Genomic DNA, 17,606 nt, shown 5'->3' on the forward strand with positions numbered 1-17,606 from the left:
ATTTCGGCATGCGCAAGCGGCGCCGTTCCGGCTCACCGGACGGCGCCGCTTGGCATTCGACGGTCACGCGGGGCAGGGCAGGGTCAGGCGGAACCGTGTCCCGCACGGAACGCGGCGAATCACGCGTTGCGTCGGCGGCGCGGCCGTACTTGGCGCGCCTGGCGCACCCAACTCGCCTGGCACGCCCGGCGCGCCTAACGCGCCAGCAGGATGATCGTCACCGCCCCTGCCGTGAGCAGGGCCCCAAGCCCGAGCGCCGCCTGCGCGCGATAGCGCGGCCCGCCGAGCACCAACGCAACCACGAGTTTGGTCACCGCATTCGCACTGACCCCCACGGCGATCGCCTGCGCCGCCAGCGGAACCATCGATGGGGCGCGCCCCAGCCGATTCATCGAGAGGGTGAGCGCATCCATGTCGGTGAGCCCCAGCAGGGCCGCGGACACGAGCACGCCCGGTGAGCCGAAGCGCAGGCGCGCGTACTCGATCGCCATGAGCGCCAGCTGAAAGGCGACCGCCATCTGGATCGCGGAGAAGAGGCGAAGCGGGCTGCGCTCCAACGCCTCGGCGTCGCCGTCCAGTGGATCATGGCGCGACTGCACCAGCCGAATCGTCACCACCAGCGCGCCCGCCAGAAACGGGGGGGCGAGGTAGGGGAGGAGCGCGAGCGCGACGGGGGGCGCCAGCGCCGCAGACAGGAGCAGGACGCGCGGGAGGAGGACCGTGCTGGCGGCGATCGTCCCGATCGCCAACGGTCCGGCGAGCGCCGGGCGAAGGCGACTCATGCGGGAGAACTGCAGCGTCACCGCCGTCGAGGAAATCACGCCGCCTAACGCACCGGTCACGCCGTACCCGCGAGACGCGCCCACCGCCCGCCGCGCGAGGAAGCCCGCGAAGTTGAGCCCCGAGAAGATGAGCACCACGATCCACAGGGTGCGCGGATTGATCCCGCCCAGCGGGCCGTACGCCTGGTTCGGCAAGACCGGCAGGACGATCAGGGCCAACACCGCAAACTGCATCGCGGCGCGCAACTCGGTTGCGCCGAGGCGCGCCACCGCGCCGTGGATCGCGGCCTTCTCCGAGAGCGCGAGCACAAGCAACGCCCCCGCGCCACCGGCCACCGCCATCTCACCCATCCCGGCCAGCGTGCCGAGCGCGAGGACGAGCAGCGCCGCCATCTCCGTCGTTCCGTCGATGGCGTCCGCGCCGCCGGCGCGTGCGGCCGACCAGTACGCCGCGGCGGTCAGGAGCGACGCCCCGGCGAGGAGCGACACGGCAAGGGCCGTCGATCCGGTCGACTGGAGCCACCCCGCCGCCCCGCCGACCCCTCCGATGACCAGGAAGGTGCGCACCCCGGCAAAGCGCGGATGTGCCCCGGTGGATCCGTGCCCCGACCGCTCGCGCTCGATCCCCACCGCCAACCCGACGAGGGCCGCGATCGCCAGGCGGATGATGAGCGACTGTGTCATGACGTCAGGCTAGCGAGGCGGGCGAAGGCGGGCAATCGCACGCGCCCGCCTCGTGAGGCGGGCCTGCGCCTGCAGTAGATGGACGTGCGCACGACGCCGAGTGCACGACGCCGTGCGTGCGGCGTCCCCTTCGCGCGCAGCATCTTCTGCGCGCGAGCCTGATGGAACCCTGCTACGCGGCCGAAACGCTCCCTTCGGCCAGGCGACGCGGATCGAGCACCGCGCCATTGGCGTCGAAGTCGAAGCGGACGATCGCCTGCGGCGCCCCCGAGGCGAAGAGGACCGAGCGCAAGGCATCGCGCAGCAGCGGGTGATGCAATGGCTCGTTGAGGAAAGCGGCCGTGAGCCCTTGCACGCTGGCGTGCAGCAGGACGCGTTGCAGGGCGGCACCGGCGCGCAGCCACGCGTCGGGGACATCCTCGTTCGCGCCGAGGACGGCGAGCAGCGGCGCCTCGAGGGGCGCTACCGCGAACCGCAGCGGCGCGCCCGGCGGTCCATTCATTTGACGGCTGCACGTTGGCGCCGAGCGCCCCGAGCAACTCGCCCAACGTAGGCCCCCCGCTCACGGCAAACTGCGCCCCGCCGCCGCTCGCCCCGAAGCGCGCCGACAGCAGGCGCCGCGCCCCACGTTCTGCATCAGCGATCGCCGCCGCCTCGGACTCCAAGTCGCCCAGGATCTGGCGACGCACGTCGTCGGCCACCACGTCGAGCCACCCGCCTTCGCAGCGCGCGGCATGACGCAGGACCGCCACGAGCGCCGGTGAGACGCCGCCGCGGATGCGCCGCGTCGCCGGATGCTGCCCACGGGCGATGACGCCGAAGAGCGCTTCCTCTTCGTGGCGCGGGACCAGCGGCTCACCCAGCGAGAGTCGAGCGATGGTGGTTTCCGTGCGCCCCATCGGCCACCACTCGATCCGGAGGTCCGCGCCGTGGTGATGTGCGGCGATACGGAGATTCTCCAGCACCGCCCCGCAGGCCATCACGATCTCGCGATTGGCGCGATCGGTGATGATCTCGTCCCGCACGCGATCGAGGCGCAGGAGGAGCGAGGCACCGTCTCGCCGTTCGCGCACGACCGACCAAGGGAGGTCGCGCCAGACGTTGAGCGGGGTCCCCGAGAATGGGACGATCGCCGCGAGCACATCCGGAACTGACGACGCCTCACCAGAGGCGCGTGGGGTGGTGGGCGCGTCGATCATGATCCGCCTCCAAGGCAGGTCGCGAGGGCACGAGTGCTGGTGTCCTGAAAGTCGGCCGTCGCGTCACACGAGTCTGTCAGGGGTGACGGTACCGGGATTCTCGCTCCCGCTGATCGGTGGCGCGGGAAACCCCGACCCCTATGAATGGGTCAGGCAATACCTGACATTTTGTGGGAGGTTTTTGCGGGGATTATCCGACGAGCGCCCGACAAAGCCTGCCTTTCACACACCCCATACTCACATCAGGATGAGAGGTGTCGGCCAGCCAACCGCAAATGGCGACGACGCTTACCCGTTCTGATGACATCGGCGCGCAGGGCGCCGGGTCTCGGTTGCCACTGCGGCGCTGCCGCCGGGAGTAACTACGGAACCGCAACTGTCTACCGCCTCGCCCCAGCAGGGGAGGGCCACTCCGCCGCCAGTTCCGGCCGTGCACGCGGTCGGGGCGGTGCGGGTACCGTCCTGGATTGGTGCGATCCTTCAGGTCCCGCTGGCGGCAAAGCTGGCGGGGGCCAACGCGCTGCTCGTGATCGTCGCGCTCGTCGCGGCGACCATCGTGCGGCGCGGCGGGTTCGGTGACCTACCGGTGACGGTCGTCTTTGGGGGCGCGATGATCGGGAGCGCGCTCGTCAATTTGGTGCTGGTGTCGCTGGCCCTGCGTCCGCTGGCCGACCTCGAGTCCACGGCGCAGCGCATCTGGCGCGGCGACCTGACGGCGCGCGTCCCGCGTTCGATGCTGGCCGACGGCAACCTGCAGCGCGTCGGTGGAGCGCTCAACGTATTGCTCGACGGCCTGGCGGCGGACCGTGCGCGGCTGCGCGAACTCACCTCCCGCGTGATCAGCGCGGGGGACGAGGAGCGCGCGCACATCGCCCGCGAGCTGCACGACTCGACGGCGCAGTCGCTCGCAGCGCTCTTGATGGAACTGAGTGTGGTGATTCGGGAGAACCACGACCCGCACGATGGCGAGCGACTGGAGCGAATTCGGCGCATCGCGAGCGACGTGCTGGACGAGGTGCGGATGCTGGCGCAGACGGTGCATCCGCGGGTGCTCGACGATCTCGGAATCGGCGCCGCGCTGCAGCACCTGTCGCGCGAGTCGGAGGCGCGGGGGTCGATCCGGATCGAAGTCGTCGTGGAGGACTCGGCCCACGAGATTGGCCCCGCCGTCTGTTCGGTGCTCTACCGGGTGGCGCAGGAGGCGCTGAACAACGCGTTGCGCCACGCCAATGCCACCTGCGTGATGATGCGGGCCGGGGTGTCGGGGCGGGTCGCGCGGTTGGAGGTGAGCGATGACGGCGTGGGATTCCGGACCGATGATGCCGATCGGCGGCGCCCGGGGATGGGGATCTTCACCATGCGCGAGCGCATGGCGCTGGTGGATGGCGCGCTCGAAATCGAGAGTGCGCCGGGACGAGGGACGCGGGTGATCGCCAGCGTCCCCCTGCTGGCGCCGGCACGGACCGCCGCGTCGAGCGAGACGACGGCAACCTAACGATACATCTGAGGCGTGCATGACTTCTGATCTCATTCGGGTGGTGCTGGCGGACGACCACACCGTGGTCCGAGCCGGGCTCAAGGCGGTACTGGGAACGGCCAAGGACATCGACGTGGTCGGGGAGGCGAAGGACGGACGCGAGGCCATCTCGCTCGTCGACCGCTTCAAGCCCGACGTGGTCGTCATGGACCTGTCGATGGCGGGGATGGATGGCACGGCCGCCACGAAGGAGATCGTCGCCAAGGGACTCAGTACACGCGTGCTGATCCTGACGATGCATCCGGAGGAGGACTATCTCGTCCCCCTGCTCGAAGCCGGGGCCGCGGGCTATCTGGTGAAGAGCGCGGCCGATCGCGAACTGGTCGATGCGGTGCGCGCCGTGGCCAAGGGCGACGTGTACGTGCGCCCGACGGCGGCGCGCGTCCTCGCCAAGGGGCTTACGAAGAAGGATCCGCATCAGGTCGATCGCGAGCGCTTCGAGAAGCTCACCGAACGGGAACGCGATGTGCTGCGCCTCACGGCGCAAGGCTACTCGGCGCCGGAGATCGGTGAGCGACTCTTCATCAGCCCTAAGACCGTCGACACGTACAAGCAGCGGATCAACGAGAAGCTGGGGCTGTCGCACCGCGCGGACTACGTGCAGTTTGCGCTTCGACTGGGCTTGCTCGCCCAGCCGTAGGACGACGTCGCCGCTCGTGGGGCGCGGCCGGACGCGCGCCCCGAGGCATCAGCGGCGCTATAGCGGGAGGGACACGGGATGAGTCGTTCGCTTCGACTGACCGTCGAAGGGCTCGGACGTCGCACCCGGACGTCGGTCGAGGGGGCGGGACGCGCCGGACGGTTCTGTGCCGAGACGTTGCGGGCCGTCGCGGACGTGCGCACCTGGGGGCCGGTGGCAACCGCACAGGCGCGCTCGTTAGGGGTCGACTCGCTCCCCATCGCCGTCTTCATCGCCATCTTCACCGGCATCGTCCTCTCGCTCCTGGCGAGCTACTCCTTCACGGGGGCGGTACCGCTCTACTTCGTTGGAGTGTTGGTCGAGAAGACCATCACGATGGAGCTGGCCCCGGTCCTGACCGGGCTCGCCCTGGCCGGACGCGTGGGGGCCAACATCGCCGCCGAGCTCGGGACGATGCGCGTCACCGAGCAGATCGACGCCCTCGAGACCCTGACCTACGATCCCTTCGCCTTTCTCGTGGTCCCGCGCGTGGTCGCGGGGACGGTGATGTTCCCCGTGGTGGTCGGCTTGGCGATGGTCGTGGGCGTCGCGGCGGGGTGGGTCGCCTCGGTGCTGCTGCTCGACCTCTCGTCGCACGATTTCCAGCGCGGCCTACGCCTGTTCTTCCAGTCGTTCGACGTGCGCTATGGCCTCGTCAAGTCGGCGTCGTTCGGGACCGCCGTCACGCTCATCGGGTCGCTGCACGGCATGTCGGCGGAAGGCGGGGCACAAGGCGTGGGGCGGGCGGCCACCAACGCCGTGGTGTATTCTGCCGTGATGATCCTCGTGCTCGATGCATTCTGGGCCGTCGTGTGGCTACTGGGGCGCAATCCATGACGCAACCCAAGGGACGGGCGAACGACTTCATCGTGGGGCTGACCATCATCGTCACCACGATCATCCTCATCGGCGCCGTGCTGTGGGTTCAGCAGTCCGATCTCGGACAGAAGCGGCGCAACGTCATCGCGCGCTTTCGCGACGTGGGCAACGTGCGCATCGGCGCCCAGGTCGTCATTCGGGGGGTGAAGGCGGGACGCGTGGAACGCCTCGAACTCGCCCCCAACGGGTGGGTGGAAGCGCGCCTCGCGCTCGACCCCACGGCGGAGCTCCCGGCCAATCCCGTCGTCCTGCTCAACGAGTCGTCGCTCTTCGGCGAATGGCAGGCGACCATCCTCGGACGCGACGCGCTCCCCCGCGACGAGGCGGTGGCGCGCCAGATCGCCGAGGCCGATCAGGGGGGCGGACGACTCCCTGGTGCGACCCTGCCCGACATCGCCCAGCTCACGGCCGTCGCCGGGCGAATCGCCGGTGACGTGGCCACCGTCGCCGAGCGGGTCGAGGTCGCCTTCGACGATCGCGCCGCGCGCGAGCTGCGCGCGTCGATCAAGAACTTCGCCGAGCTCTCCACCGTCCTCGCCAACACCGTGCGCGAGCAGTCGAAGAACATGCACGACATGTCGGCGGACGTGCAGGACGGGGTGCAGTCGCTCGTCGCGGCCTCGAAGGACGTGCGGTCGATCTCGGCGCGCTTCGATTCCACGACCGCGCGCGGTGAAGTCCAGCAAATCGTCGCGGATGCGGCGACCGCCGCCAAGGAAATGCGCGAGACCAGCCGGCGCCTCCTCGAGATCTCGGGGCGGCTGGGCTCCTCCGAGGAGCGCCTGCATCGCTTCATCGCCAACGGCGACTCGGTCATGGCCAAGATCAACCGTGGCGACGGCTCGTTAGGACTGCTCGTCAACGACCCCGCGCTCTATCGCAACGCCGACTCGACGCTGCGCGAGTTGCAGGCCTTGATTGGTGACATGCGAAGGAATCCCAAGAAGTACGTGAACGTCAGGATTTTCTAGCCGGACGCGCGAAGGGCTCGGCCCCGAAAATGGTGGGAGCACAGGGCAGTTTTTGACGTGCCTTGGTCCGCGACCAAACGTGGCGAAACGTCGGCGACACGCAGGAATCGCGGCGAAGCGCGGCGAACGCGAGCGTGTCGTCTTCCCCAACGCGTGTTAGGTGGATATCGTGTGCGGGCGGACGATCGGTCGGTGGAGCGCTAGGCGACATCGAACCGTGCCCCCTCGACCCACGCTGTGAAGCAATCGTCGTTCTTTTCCCCCACGCGCATCGCCCTCCTGCTCGCGCTCGCCGTCCTGGCGGTTGCGGGGGTGCTGTTGTTGGCACAGGCGGCGACGGCCAGCGAGAACGCGCGTGGGGGCCTCAAGCGGATCGCCTTCGTGCTCGCCTTCGTCTCGGCGGCGATCGCGCTCCTGGGGGCGTGGGCACTCTCCCGTGAGCTGCAACTCCGGCTCGAGGCCGAGGGCGAGCTGCGGGCCTCGCGCGCCAAGTTCGAGGGGATCCTCTCGATCGCCGTCGACGCGATCGTCACGGTCGACGAGTCGCAGCACATCCTCCATTTCAACCACGGGGCCCAGACGCTCTTCGGATATTCGGAGAGCGAAATCCTCGGCACGCCGCTGTCCACGCTGCTTCCGCATCGGTTTCGTGACGCGCACGCGCGCCACCTGATCGACTTCGCACGCGGGGGACAGGTGGCGCGACGCATGGGCGAGCGGCGCGCGATCTTCGGTCTCCGACGCGACGGGAGCGAGTTCCCGGCGGAGGCGTCGATCTCACGACTCGAGCTCTCCGGGTCCACCATCTACACGGTGGTGCTGCGCGACATCACTGAGCGCCTAAGGACCGAGGAGAACCAGCGCTTTCTTGCCCGCGCCGGTGCGGTGCTGGCAACGTCGCTCGATTACGAATCGACGTTGCGGAGTGTCGCGCACCTCGCCATGCCGCACCTCGCCGACTGCTGCCTGCTGTCGATCGACGACGGCGGCGCTGCCGTCCGCACGATCGTCAGCGTCCACGAGGACCCCGAGCGCACGAAGCGGCTTCGCTCGCTGGAGCGACGCCGCATGGAGCGCTCCAACTGGCCGTTCCCCGTCGCCGACGCGATCTCCGCGGGACGTCACGTGGCGCTGCGGCGATTGAGCGCCGGATGGGAGCGGGAGGGCGGAAACGGCGACCCCTCGATCGATGATCTCGAGGCGCTCGGGATTCAGGCCACGCTGACGATCCCCCTGGTCGCGCGCGACCGCGTGCTTGGCGCGCTGACCCTGATCTCGACCGATCCCTCCCGCCAGTTCGACGATGGCGAGTTGGCATTGGCCGACGATCTCGCGCACCGGGCGGCGTTTGCGATCGAGAACGCGAGACTCTATCAGGCGGCGCAGCAGGCGTCGCAGGCGCGCGACGAGATCCTCGGCGTGGTCTCGCACGACCTGCGAAATCCGCTGAGCGCGATCTCCATGTGCGCGAGGGTCTTGCTGGAGAGCCCGCCGGCGGCCGCGGAGGATCGACGTGAACTGGCCGACGCGATCCTCGAGTCGACGCACCTGATGCAACGGCTCATTCAGGACCTGCTCGACGTCTCGACCATCGAGTCCGGCCACCTGAAGATCCAGACGCGACGGGAGGTGCTTGGGCCGATCGTTGATGCCGCCCTCACCATGGTGCGCGAGGGTGCCGACGAGCGGGGGCTGTCGCTCGTGCGTGACCTGGCCCCGAATCTTCCTGACGTCCAGGTCGACGCGATGCGCCTGGAGCAGGTCCTCGCCAACCTGGTTGGCAACGCGGTGAAGTTCACGGAGCGTGGGGGGAGCGTCACCGTTCGCGCGGAGGCCAGCGGAGAGATGGTTCGCGTGGCCGTGATCGACACCGGAGTGGGAATTCCGCCGGAGCATCTCCCACACATCTTCGACCGCTACTGGCACGCGCGCCGACAGTCGCGAACGGTGGGGACGGGGCTCGGGCTGGCGATCGCGCGCGGGATCGTCGAGGCACACGGCGGGTCCATCTCCGTCGAGAGCGCCCTGGGGGGAGGGACCACGTTCCTCTTCACCCTCCCGGCCGTCGAGTCCGATCGCGCGACGCCAGCGCCGGCGGCCAAGCGCGGCGCGACGGCCGAGGCACGACGTCGGGGCTGACCGGTCGAGGCGCCCTCGTTCGTTCGGGTGGTAACACATACAAAAAGCAGTAAGTTGTGCCGTAATACTTAGATTTTGAATTCGTGGGAGCCGTCGCTAGCCTTCAGGCGTTCTGAGCACAGGTGCGCCGAGCGCGCGCCGTGCACCCACTCCCTCGACATCGCACTTCATGCTCACTCGTCAGGCGCTGGCCGTGACGACGGCCGTCGGCCGTGCGCTCCGCGTCCCGATCGATCCACGCCGCGTCGTGGCGGTTCGGCGTCGTCGCGCGCCCGAGGCGACGTCGGCGACGGCGCTGGCCGATCACATCATCGAACTGGGGCGCGAGCACCAGCTGACCTACCTGCGCCGCCGCGCGGCCTGGGGTGAGATTCGCACGCTGCTCTCGGGTGGCACGCTCCCCCTGGTCGTGGTCACGGGGACGCGTCCGGCCTTCTCGGTCCTGGTGATCGAACGCCTGCAGGGCGACGTGATGCAGGGCACCGTGATCGGCGAAGGGGCAGAGGAACGGACGGAACGCGCGCTCACCATGGAGGCGCTGGGGGCTCGGCTCGGGAGTGCGGTCGTCGACGTCCTCGTCCCGATGCTGGTCCCGTCGTCCGTCACGCCGCCGACGGCGTTGCCGGAGCGCGGCGCGGCCCACGATGCCGAGGCGGCCGAGCCACCCTCGCCCATGGCGCGCCTGTGGCGCTTGCTCGGGCACGAGAAGCGGCTCATCACCTTCGTCTACCTGTACGCGGGGCTGGCCGGGCTCTTCGGCCTCGCACTCCCGTTAGGCGTGCAGGCGATCATCGGGCTGGTCTCGGGCGGGATGATCTTCCAGCCCGTGGTGCTCCTGATCGCCTTTGTCGTGATCGGCACCCTGGTGAACGGCGGGCTGCAGATCATGCAGCTCAGCGTGGTGGAGACGGTGCAGCAGCGCGTCTTCGCACGTTTTGCCTTCGAGGTGGGGGGGATCCTGCCGCGGCTGCGCCTGGACGAGATCGGCGAGGTGGACCTGCCCGAGCTGATGAACCGCTTCTTCGAGATCAAGATGATCCAGAAGACGCTGTCGAAGATCCTCACCGACTGGATCGCCGCGCTCCTGCAGGTCCTCTTTGGTGTCATCCTGCTCACCTTCTATCACCCGTACTTCTCGCTCTTCGGGCTCCTGTTGCTCGTGATCCTGGCGGGGATCTTCCGCTGGTCGGGGCCGCACGGCCTCGAGACGTCGCTCTACGAGTCCAAGTACAAGTACAAGGTCGCGCACTGGCTGCAGGAACTGTCGCGCAACCTCCCGGCCTTCAAGTTCTCCGGGCGCGGCGATCTCCCGATCCAGCGCCTCGATGAGGAGGTCACCGGGTACCTCGCGTACCGGCAGGAGCACTTCCGCGTGCTGGTCCAGCAGTCCTGGGCCTTCGTGATCTTCAAGACGCTCATCTCGGGGGGCGTGCTGATCCTCGGATGCGTCCTCGTGGTGAATCGTTCGATCACACTCGGGCAGTTCGTCGCCTCCGAGCTGGTGATCGTCTCGGTACTGCTGGCGGTCGAGAAGGCGATCCTCGGGTTGGGAGACGTCTACGACCTGCTCACCGCGGTGGAGAAGGCGGGGCACATCACCGACTTGTCGCAGGAGCGCGGGACGGGGATGGTCCCGCCGCCCATCGCCGATCCGAACGGGCTCGCCCTCGATGTGCGCGACGTGAGCTTCACGTATCCCGGGGGCGATCAGCCGGTCCTGAACGGGATCTCCCTCTCCGCCTTCCCGGGGGAGAACGTGGCGATCACCGGCGTGGAAGGGGCGGGGGAGTCGACGCTGCTGGCCGTCATCGGCGGGTTGTACGAGTCGTACCGCGGCGCCATCACGTACGACAACGTCTCGCTGCGCGAGATGGACCGGGCGCGCGCGCGCGAACTGGTCGCGCACTGTGGCAGCTCGCTGGCGCTCTTCGAGGGGACGGTGGAGGAGAACATCGCGATGGGACGATCGTGGGTGCGCACCGAGGACGTCCTCGAGGCGGTGGCGATCGTCGGATTGCTCGAATGGGTGCAGGGGCAGCCCGACGGGCTGCAGACGGCGGTCGCGTCGTTAGGTCGCGGGCTGCCGTCGCAGGTGGCGCGCAAGGTGGAACTCGCGCGGTGCCTGGCCGGAAAGCCGCGCCTCCTCCTGCTCGATGATGTCTTCGACGTCCTCGACCCGCCGGTCAAGCGTGACCTCCTGGCGCGCCTCCTCAAGCGCGACGCGTCGTGGACCGTCGTGACGGTGACGCACGACGCGCAGGTGCTGGCGGCCTGCGACCGCGTCGTGGTGTTGCGCGACGGCGCCGTGGCGTGCGACGGCCCCTTCGAGGAGCTGCGCCGCTCCGATCCGTACTTCCGAGAACTCTCGTTGAACTGATGGCCGACCAGCACTCTCCACTCGACGTCACCATCGCCCCGCTCAGTGCGGCGCGACTGCTCAACATCGCCGACCGCCATCACAGCTTCGCGCGCATCCTCGGTGGACTCGCGCTGCTGCTCGTCGTCGTCCTCTTTCTCCCCTGGCAGCAGAACGTGCAGGGGAAGGGGGTCGTGACTTCCCTGCGCCCGCAGGATCGTCCGCAGGTCGTCCCCACCGTGATCGCCGGGCGCATTGCGGCGTGGCACGTGGCCGAAGGCGAGTACGTGAAGGCCGGCACGCTCCTGGTCGAGATCACCGAGGTCAAGGACGGCTACCTCGACCCCAACACGCTGCAGCGGTACAAGGAAGTGCTGGCCGGCAAGGAAGCGTCGGTGGGGGCCAAGCGGGCCAAAGTCGAGGCGCTGCAGCGGCAGGTGTCGGCGCTCGAACAGACGCGGGAGTTCAGCATCGCCAAGGGGCGCAACAAGGTGGCGCAGTACGAGGCGGCGGTGCAGTCGGCGGTGACCGATTCGGTCGTCGCCGAGCGGCAGCTCGTGCGCAACCAGCAGCTGTTCGACGAGGGGCTCAAGTCGCGCGCCGACCTCGAGGCGTACGTCATGAAGGCGCAGGCGGTCAGCGCCAAGCTCGTGGAGAAGCGACAGGAGCTGCAGAACGCCCGCGTCGAACTCGAGGGCTACGGCGCCGAGTACGCGGAGAAGATCGCCAAGGCGATGTCGGACATGAGTGCGACGCGCTCCGAAATCGGGGAGGGGACCGGCGAAGTGTCGAAGCTGGAGAACCAGGTCGCGTCGCTGGCGATCCGCAACGGGATGTATCGCATCACCGCCCCGCAGGACGGCTACGTCGTGCGCGCGGTCAAGTCGGGGTTGGGGGAGCAGCTCAAGGAAGGGGATCCGGTCGTCACCATCATGCCGGCGCATCCGCAGCAGGCGGTGGAGCTCTTCGTGCGCCCCATGGACGTCCCGCTGCTGAGCGTGGGGCGCAAGGTGCGACTGCAGTTCGACGGGTGGCCGGCGCTCCAGTTCTCGGGGTGGCCCAGCGTGGCCGTCGGGACGTTTGGTGGGGAGATCCGGGTCATCGACCTGACCATCAGCCCCGATGGGCGCTATCGCGTGCTCGTCGTTCCCGACCCGGCGGAGGAGCCATGGCCGCAGCAGGTGCGCGTCGGCTCTGGCGTGTTAGGGTGGGCGATGCTCGACGAGGTGCGCGTCTGGTTCGAGCTCTGGCGCGTGCTCAACGGCTTCCCGCCCAGCGTGCAGCCCGGCGACGCCGCGGCCAAGGACGGCGGGGCGGGGAAGAAATGATCGCCACCGTGCCGCTCGTCTGGGCGTTGCTCGTCGCGCAGGGAGGGACGACCGTCCCGTCCGCTCCCTCCGCCGACAGCACCCGCCCCTTCACCTTCGAGTCGTTCTATCGGTTGGTGGCGACCCACCACCCGGTCGTGCAGCAGGCGCGCCTGCTGGAGCGCATCGCCGACGGCGAGGTGCGCCAGGCCCGCGGGGCGTTCGACCCCACCGTCACCGGGTCGTGGGATCGCAAGACGTTCGACGGGACGCGCTACTACGACTATGTGGAGTCGGCGCTCAAGATCCCGACCCCGTTAGGCGTGGACGTGAAGCTCGGCTACGAGCGCACCGAGGGGCGGTACTTTGCCCCCGACCGGCGCACGCCGTCGGGCGGGCTGCTCTCGGCGGGGATCAGCGTCCCCCTTGGGCAGCGCATGCTCACCGACGAGCGTCGCAACGCCCTCGCACAGGCGAGGGCGTTGCGCGACTACGCGGTGGGGGAGCGCGCGGCGCAGGTGAACAAGTTCCTGCTGACGGCGGCCAAGCTCTACGGCGAGTGGTACGAAGCCTCGCGTCGCCAGCAGCTGGCCCGCGAGGCGGTGTCACTCGCCGACTTCCGTCTGCGTTCAGTGCGGAGCCGGGTGCGCCAGGGCGATGCGGCGGCCATCGACACGATCGAGGCGCGGTTGGAGTGGCAGCGCCGAACCGTGCAGCAGCTCGAGGCGACGGTCGACTATCGCAACGCGACCATCGTGATCGAGGGACTGCTCTGGAACGAACGTGGCGAGCCGGTGTCGCTCGATTCGCTTGCCTCCCCTTCGCTCGCCGGGCTCGAGGCGCAACCGATCGATTCCACGAGCGTCGCGCGCTGGCTCACCGTCGCCGAGCAGCGGCACCCCAGCGTGCGAAAGGTCGTGGCGAAGGTCAAGCAGGCCGAGTCGGAGCGGCTGTTCGCGGTGCAGCAGCGCTGGATCCCCCTGGCCGAGCTGTCGTACACGCCGATCGGTGCGCGCGACGAGGGGCTCTCCGCGCTCGGCGACGCCGCCGGGACGACAAACGACGCCAAGCTCGGCGCGGCGTTCAAGCTTCCGTTGCTCGCCTTGAAGGAGCGCGGGAAGTACGCGTCGGCGTCGGGAAAGCTCGAGCAGCAACGGTATGAACTCGCGCTCGTGCGGCGCGACATCGCCATTTCCGTGCGGACGGCGGCCAACGACCTGGCCGCGCTCGACACCCTGCTGCAGCTGCAACGCCAGGCGGTGCAGCAATCGCGACTGCTCCGCGACGGGGAGCAGCGGAAGTTCGAGAACGGGGAGAGCACGCTCTTCCTCGTGAATACGCGCGAGCGGCAGGTGATCGACGAGGAGCTCAAGCGCATCTCGCTCGAGGCCAAGTACGCGGCGGCGCGCGCCGCACTCGCCGTCGCCATCGGCGAGCCGGCCCGCCTCCCGGAGCGATAGGGGGCGAGCGGGACGGGACGCGGTGCGCCGGCCACGGCGCGCCGCTCAGCGTGCGCCCGCCACCGTGCGCCCACCAGCGTGCCCCCGCCACGGTACGCCGGCCACCGTGCGGCGGCCAGAGTACGCTGGCCACCGTGCGGCGACCACCCTGCGCCCGCCACGGAGCGTGCGACGGCGCGGTTAGTCGCCCCCAACGAGAATGCCCAGAGGGGGAAGGGGAAATTCCTTCATTGCGGGATTCGGGCGTCCGATACTCACCGATGACCCCCGGCGCCCGTGGCGCTGGAACCACCCCGTCCGTGAGCTCGGCATGAGCAACCCGACCACCGTTGTCGACGAATCAACCTCGCACGAGGAGACCCCGCCGCCCGAGATGCACGAGGCGCTCGCGCTGGTGCAGCGCATCGGGGGGCGCGACCTGCTGACCAAGGTCATCGGGCTCTTTCGCACGACGTCGGAGCAGCGGCTCGGTGCCATGCGCGCCGCCGTGGCCGGCGACGAGCGACAGCAGCTGAGCCGACTGGCCCATGCCATGAAGGGGAGCGCCGCACAGGTGGGGGCCGAGTCGCTGCGCGCCGTCTCGGCGGCGCTGGAGAAGGAGGCCGTTGGCCTCGGCCCCGCCGACCTGTCGGCCCGCATCGACGTCATGACCATCGAAGTCACCAACGCCTGGGGGCAGCTGGAAGCCTACGGTCGCATCGAAGGAGGCATCGCGTGAAGCGCATCGCGATCGTCGAGGACAATCCCGACAACCGGTTGCTCGCGCTGGCCCTGCTCGAGGGGCTGTACGAGTGTACGGAGTACGAGACCGGGATCGAGGCGCTGGAGGGACTGGAGCGCGATCTCCCCTCGCTCGTCCTGCTCGACATCTCGCTCCCCGGCATGGATGGCGTGGAGACGCTCGCCCACCTGCGTGCCAACCCGGCGCTCCGGCACCTGCCCGTGATTGCGCTGACCGCGCACGCGATGACCGGCGACCGCGAGAAGTACATCGCCGCCGGCTTCGACGACTACGTCACCAAGCCGATCGTCGACGAGTCGATCCTGTTGGGCGCCATCTCGCGCGCGCTGGAGGGGGCGTTCGCGCGCTAGGCGCTCGCCGCCTCGCGAACACCGCTATCCCATGATGACAGGGGCGCTGCAGCGCGAGCGAGTACTGGTCGTCGAGGACGATGACGTGACCGCCGCGGTCGTCATCGCGGCGGTCAGCGGTGGCGGTGACGGCGTCGATGCCCGGGCGGACTTTGAAGCGGACCGTGTGGCCTCGCTCGCGCAGGCGATCGAGCGGCTGCAACGCGAGCCATTCGCCGCCGTCCTGCTCGACCTCTCGCTCCCCGACAGCAGCGGGCTGGCGACGCTCGATGCGCTGCTCGACCTCGACCTCGACTGCGCGATCATCGTGCTCACTGCGCTCGACGACAGCGCCGTGGCACTCGAGGCGGTGCGTCACGGGGCGCAGGACTATCTCTTCAAGGGGCGCGTCGATCCCACCCTCATCCTGCGCTCGCTTCTCTACGCCATCGGGCGACATCGTGCCGAGGCGCAGCTGCGGCACGCGCAGCAGATGGAGGCGCTCGGCCGGCTGGCGGGAGGGGTCGCCCACGACTTCAACAACCTGCTCACGATCGTCATCGGCAACGCCGAGGCGCTCGAGCACGGGCTGCTGGAGCCGAGCGACGTCCCGACGGCCATCGGCGAGATCCGCCAGGCCGCGCGTCGCGCCGCCGAACTCACGCAACGCCTCCTCGCCCTCGGCCGTCAGCAGCAACTGCAGCCTCGGGTCATCGACGTGGGCGACGCGGTGGGGGCGATGGAGCCGATGCTGCGTCGCCTCGTCGGCGGTGACACGGTCTTCACGCTGGTCACCTCGGGGGGGACTCGCGGCGTGAAGGTCGACCCGACGCAGCTCGAGCAACTCGTCCTCAACCTGGTGCTCAACGCCCGTGAGGCGGTCCGCGCCGGCGGTCGCATCACCATCGAGGTGTCGCCGATCGACGTGCGCGAGGGCGAGGCGTGGAAGCCGCGGCTGCGCTCGGGACGCTACATCGGGCTGACGGTGCGCGACGACGGCGAGGGGATCCCTCCCGAGGTGCAGGCGCGCCTCTACGAACCGTTCATCTCGACCAAGGCGCCGGGGCGGGGCGCAGGGCTCGGGCTCTCGATCGTCTACGGCATCGTGCAACAGAGCGAGGGGGCGCTCCGGTGCGACTCGTCGTTAGGGCGGGGGACGACGTTCACCGTCGCCTTTCCGGAGGCGACCGAGCCGTCCTCCGTGGCGGCGCCGCTCATCGAGACGGCCCCCGATGCCGCACAGGGGGAGCTGATCCTCCTGGTCGAGGACGAGCAGGCGGTGCGTTCGCTCACGCGGCGCATCCTCGAACGCGCGGGCTACGCGGTGCTCGACGCGTCCTCCGGCGAGGAGGCGTTGGCGCTTTTCGCCCGCGACGGCGGTCGGGTGCGCCTCATCCTGACCGACGTCATGATGCCCGGGCTTCGTGGACCGGAGCTCGTCGTTGAGCTCGAGCGCCAGCGCCCCGGGCTCCCAGTGGTCTTCATGTCGGGCTATGCCGACGACGAACTCCTGCGGCGTGGCGCATTTCCGCACCACGTCGGCTTCCTCAAGAAGCCGTTCACGCACCTCGAACTCCTGGCGCTCGTGCGCGAGCACCTGCAGCGCGCGCGCGCCGCGGAGCCGCGCGCCATCGCGTAGCCGCACGGTCGGGCGACGCCCGCCGCCCGACCGGTCGAACGCCTAACGCCGCACCGCCTCGTGCAGGGCGATCCCGCCGAGCAGGTAGTCACGGCGCCGCACCACCGTGAACCCGGTGCGCTCCAGCGCCTGGTCGAAGCCGGCCGACGTGGTGAAGTGGCGGATCGAGTGCGCGATGTAGTTGTAGATGACGGGAGCACGGTGCCACCACCACCCCACCAGGCTCCCCGACAGGTGCAAGTAGCCGAGGAAGAGCTCGCGCCAGGCCGCCATCGGCGGACGGTAGAAGTCGAGCGTCAGCAGCACCCCACCCGGGCGCAGCACCCGGTGCAGCTCGGCCAACGCCGCCTCGTAGTCCGGAACGTTGCGCAGCGCGTACCCCGCCAGCACGACATCGACGCTGGCGTCGTTGAGCCACAGGCGCGTCAGGTCGCCCGTGGCGAAGTGCACGCGCGACGCATCGCGCGCCCGCACGCGTGCGAGGGCACGCTCGATCATGCCGCGCGCCGCGTCGACGCCGGTGACGGTCGCTTCCGGGCGCCGCCCGGCCGCGGCGAGCGCCAGATCCCCGGTACCGCATGCCACGTCGAGCACGTCGCACCGTTGCGGGGCGCGCGCGTCGAACCAGGCGATCAACTCCCGCTTCCACCGCGCATCCATCCCGAACGAGAAGAGCCTCGTGAAGGCGTCGTACCTCGGCGCGATGTGCTCGAACATCGGCGTCACGAAGTCCTGCTTGCGCGCCGGATCCCCGAGGTAGGTCGCCAGGTCGAGCGATGCCAGCGCCTGCGGCGACGGCGTCGCCCGGGCGGGCGAATCCGATCCGGGGGCGGGCGGAGGAACGGCGGGGTTCGGCGAGTGCATCAAGGAATGGAGGGGGAGGGATGCCGGGGAGTAGTTTAT

Annotated in this window: 14 protein-coding genes; 11 read left to right on the forward strand and 3 right to left on the reverse strand. The window is 69.5% G+C overall.

The features are described from left to right. Nucleotides 1-194 precede the first annotated feature (194 nt). Both IPN47_00405 and IPN47_00410 read right to left on the reverse strand, forming a co-directional pair. Nucleotides 195-1,466 carry an MgtC/SapB family protein gene (locus IPN47_00405; GenBank protein ID MBK9406517.1) on the reverse strand — a complete coding sequence of 424 codons (1,272 nt, stop codon included), beginning with the start codon at nt 1,464-1,466 and terminating at the stop codon, nt 195-197. Between the two features lie 172 nt (nt 1,467-1,638). Then, on the reverse strand, nt 1,639-1,968 hold the full coding sequence (locus IPN47_00410; GenBank protein MBK9406518.1) for a hypothetical protein: 330 nt from the start codon (nt 1,966-1,968) through the stop codon (nt 1,639-1,641). A gap of 1,145 nt (nt 1,969-3,113) precedes the next feature. Between IPN47_00410 and IPN47_00415 the strand changes: the two genes are divergently transcribed. The 11 genes from IPN47_00415 (at nt 3,114) to IPN47_00465 (ending at nt 16,703) form a co-directional block, all read left to right on the forward strand. Next, a complete protein-coding gene (locus IPN47_00415) occupies nt 3,114-4,160 on the forward strand; it encodes a sensor histidine kinase (protein MBK9406519.1) in 1,047 nt (348 codons plus the stop codon). A gap of 19 nt (nt 4,161-4,179) precedes the next feature. Continuing rightward, a complete protein-coding gene (locus IPN47_00420) occupies nt 4,180-4,842 on the forward strand; it encodes a response regulator transcription factor (protein MBK9406520.1) in 663 nt (220 codons plus the stop codon). 78 nt (nt 4,843-4,920) lie between these two features. Then, nucleotides 4,921-5,718 carry an ABC transporter permease gene (locus IPN47_00425; GenBank protein MBK9406521.1) on the forward strand — a complete coding sequence of 266 codons (798 nt, stop codon included), beginning with the start codon at nt 4,921-4,923 and terminating at the stop codon, nt 5,716-5,718. Then, nucleotides 5,715-6,731: an MCE family protein gene (locus tag IPN47_00430; protein MBK9406522.1), complete on the forward strand. Its 1,017-nt coding sequence runs from the start codon at nt 5,715-5,717 to the stop codon at nt 6,729-6,731. Before IPN47_00425 ends, IPN47_00430 begins: the two co-directional genes overlap by 4 nt. Before the next feature lie 237 nt (nt 6,732-6,968). Further along, on the forward strand, nt 6,969-8,870 hold the full coding sequence (locus tag IPN47_00435) for a PAS domain S-box protein (GenBank protein MBK9406523.1): 1,902 nt from the start codon (nt 6,969-6,971) through the stop codon (nt 8,868-8,870). 169 nt (nt 8,871-9,039) lie between these two features. Continuing rightward, nucleotides 9,040-11,247 carry an ATP-binding cassette domain-containing protein gene (locus IPN47_00440; protein MBK9406524.1) on the forward strand — a complete coding sequence of 736 codons (2,208 nt, stop codon included), beginning with the start codon at nt 9,040-9,042 and terminating at the stop codon, nt 11,245-11,247. Then, nucleotides 11,247-12,554 (forward strand): HlyD family efflux transporter periplasmic adaptor subunit, encoded by a 1,308-nt coding sequence (locus tag IPN47_00445; GenBank protein ID MBK9406525.1) that lies wholly within the window; start codon nt 11,247-11,249, stop codon nt 12,552-12,554. The genes IPN47_00440 and IPN47_00445 overlap by 1 nt, the downstream gene beginning before the upstream one ends. Further along, nucleotides 12,551-13,993 (forward strand): TolC family protein, encoded by a 1,443-nt coding sequence (locus tag IPN47_00450; protein ID MBK9406526.1) that lies wholly within the window; start codon nt 12,551-12,553, stop codon nt 13,991-13,993. Before IPN47_00445 ends, IPN47_00450 begins: the two co-directional genes overlap by 4 nt. A 310-nt stretch (nt 13,994-14,303) precedes the next feature. After that, a complete protein-coding gene (locus IPN47_00455) occupies nt 14,304-14,711 on the forward strand; it encodes an Hpt domain-containing protein (GenBank protein ID MBK9406527.1) in 408 nt (135 codons plus the stop codon). Beyond that, nucleotides 14,708-15,085 (forward strand): response regulator, encoded by a 378-nt coding sequence (locus IPN47_00460; GenBank protein MBK9406528.1) that lies wholly within the window; start codon nt 14,708-14,710, stop codon nt 15,083-15,085. Before IPN47_00455 ends, IPN47_00460 begins: the two co-directional genes overlap by 4 nt. Nucleotides 15,086-15,116: 31 nt before the next feature. Further along, nucleotides 15,117-16,703, forward strand: a complete 1,587-nt coding sequence (locus IPN47_00465; GenBank protein MBK9406529.1) for a response regulator — start codon at nt 15,117-15,119, stop codon at nt 16,701-16,703. Between the two features lie 42 nt (nt 16,704-16,745). Here IPN47_00465 and IPN47_00470 read toward each other — a convergent pair whose 3' ends face one another. Beyond that, nucleotides 16,746-17,567, reverse strand: a complete 822-nt coding sequence (locus IPN47_00470; GenBank protein ID MBK9406530.1) for a ubiquinone/menaquinone biosynthesis methyltransferase — start codon at nt 17,565-17,567, stop codon at nt 16,746-16,748. Nucleotides 17,568-17,606 lie beyond the last annotated feature (39 nt).

This window comes from Gemmatimonadota bacterium, assembly GCA_016719105.1.
Taxonomy (GTDB): Bacteria; Gemmatimonadota; Gemmatimonadetes; order Gemmatimonadales; family Gemmatimonadaceae; genus SCN-70-22.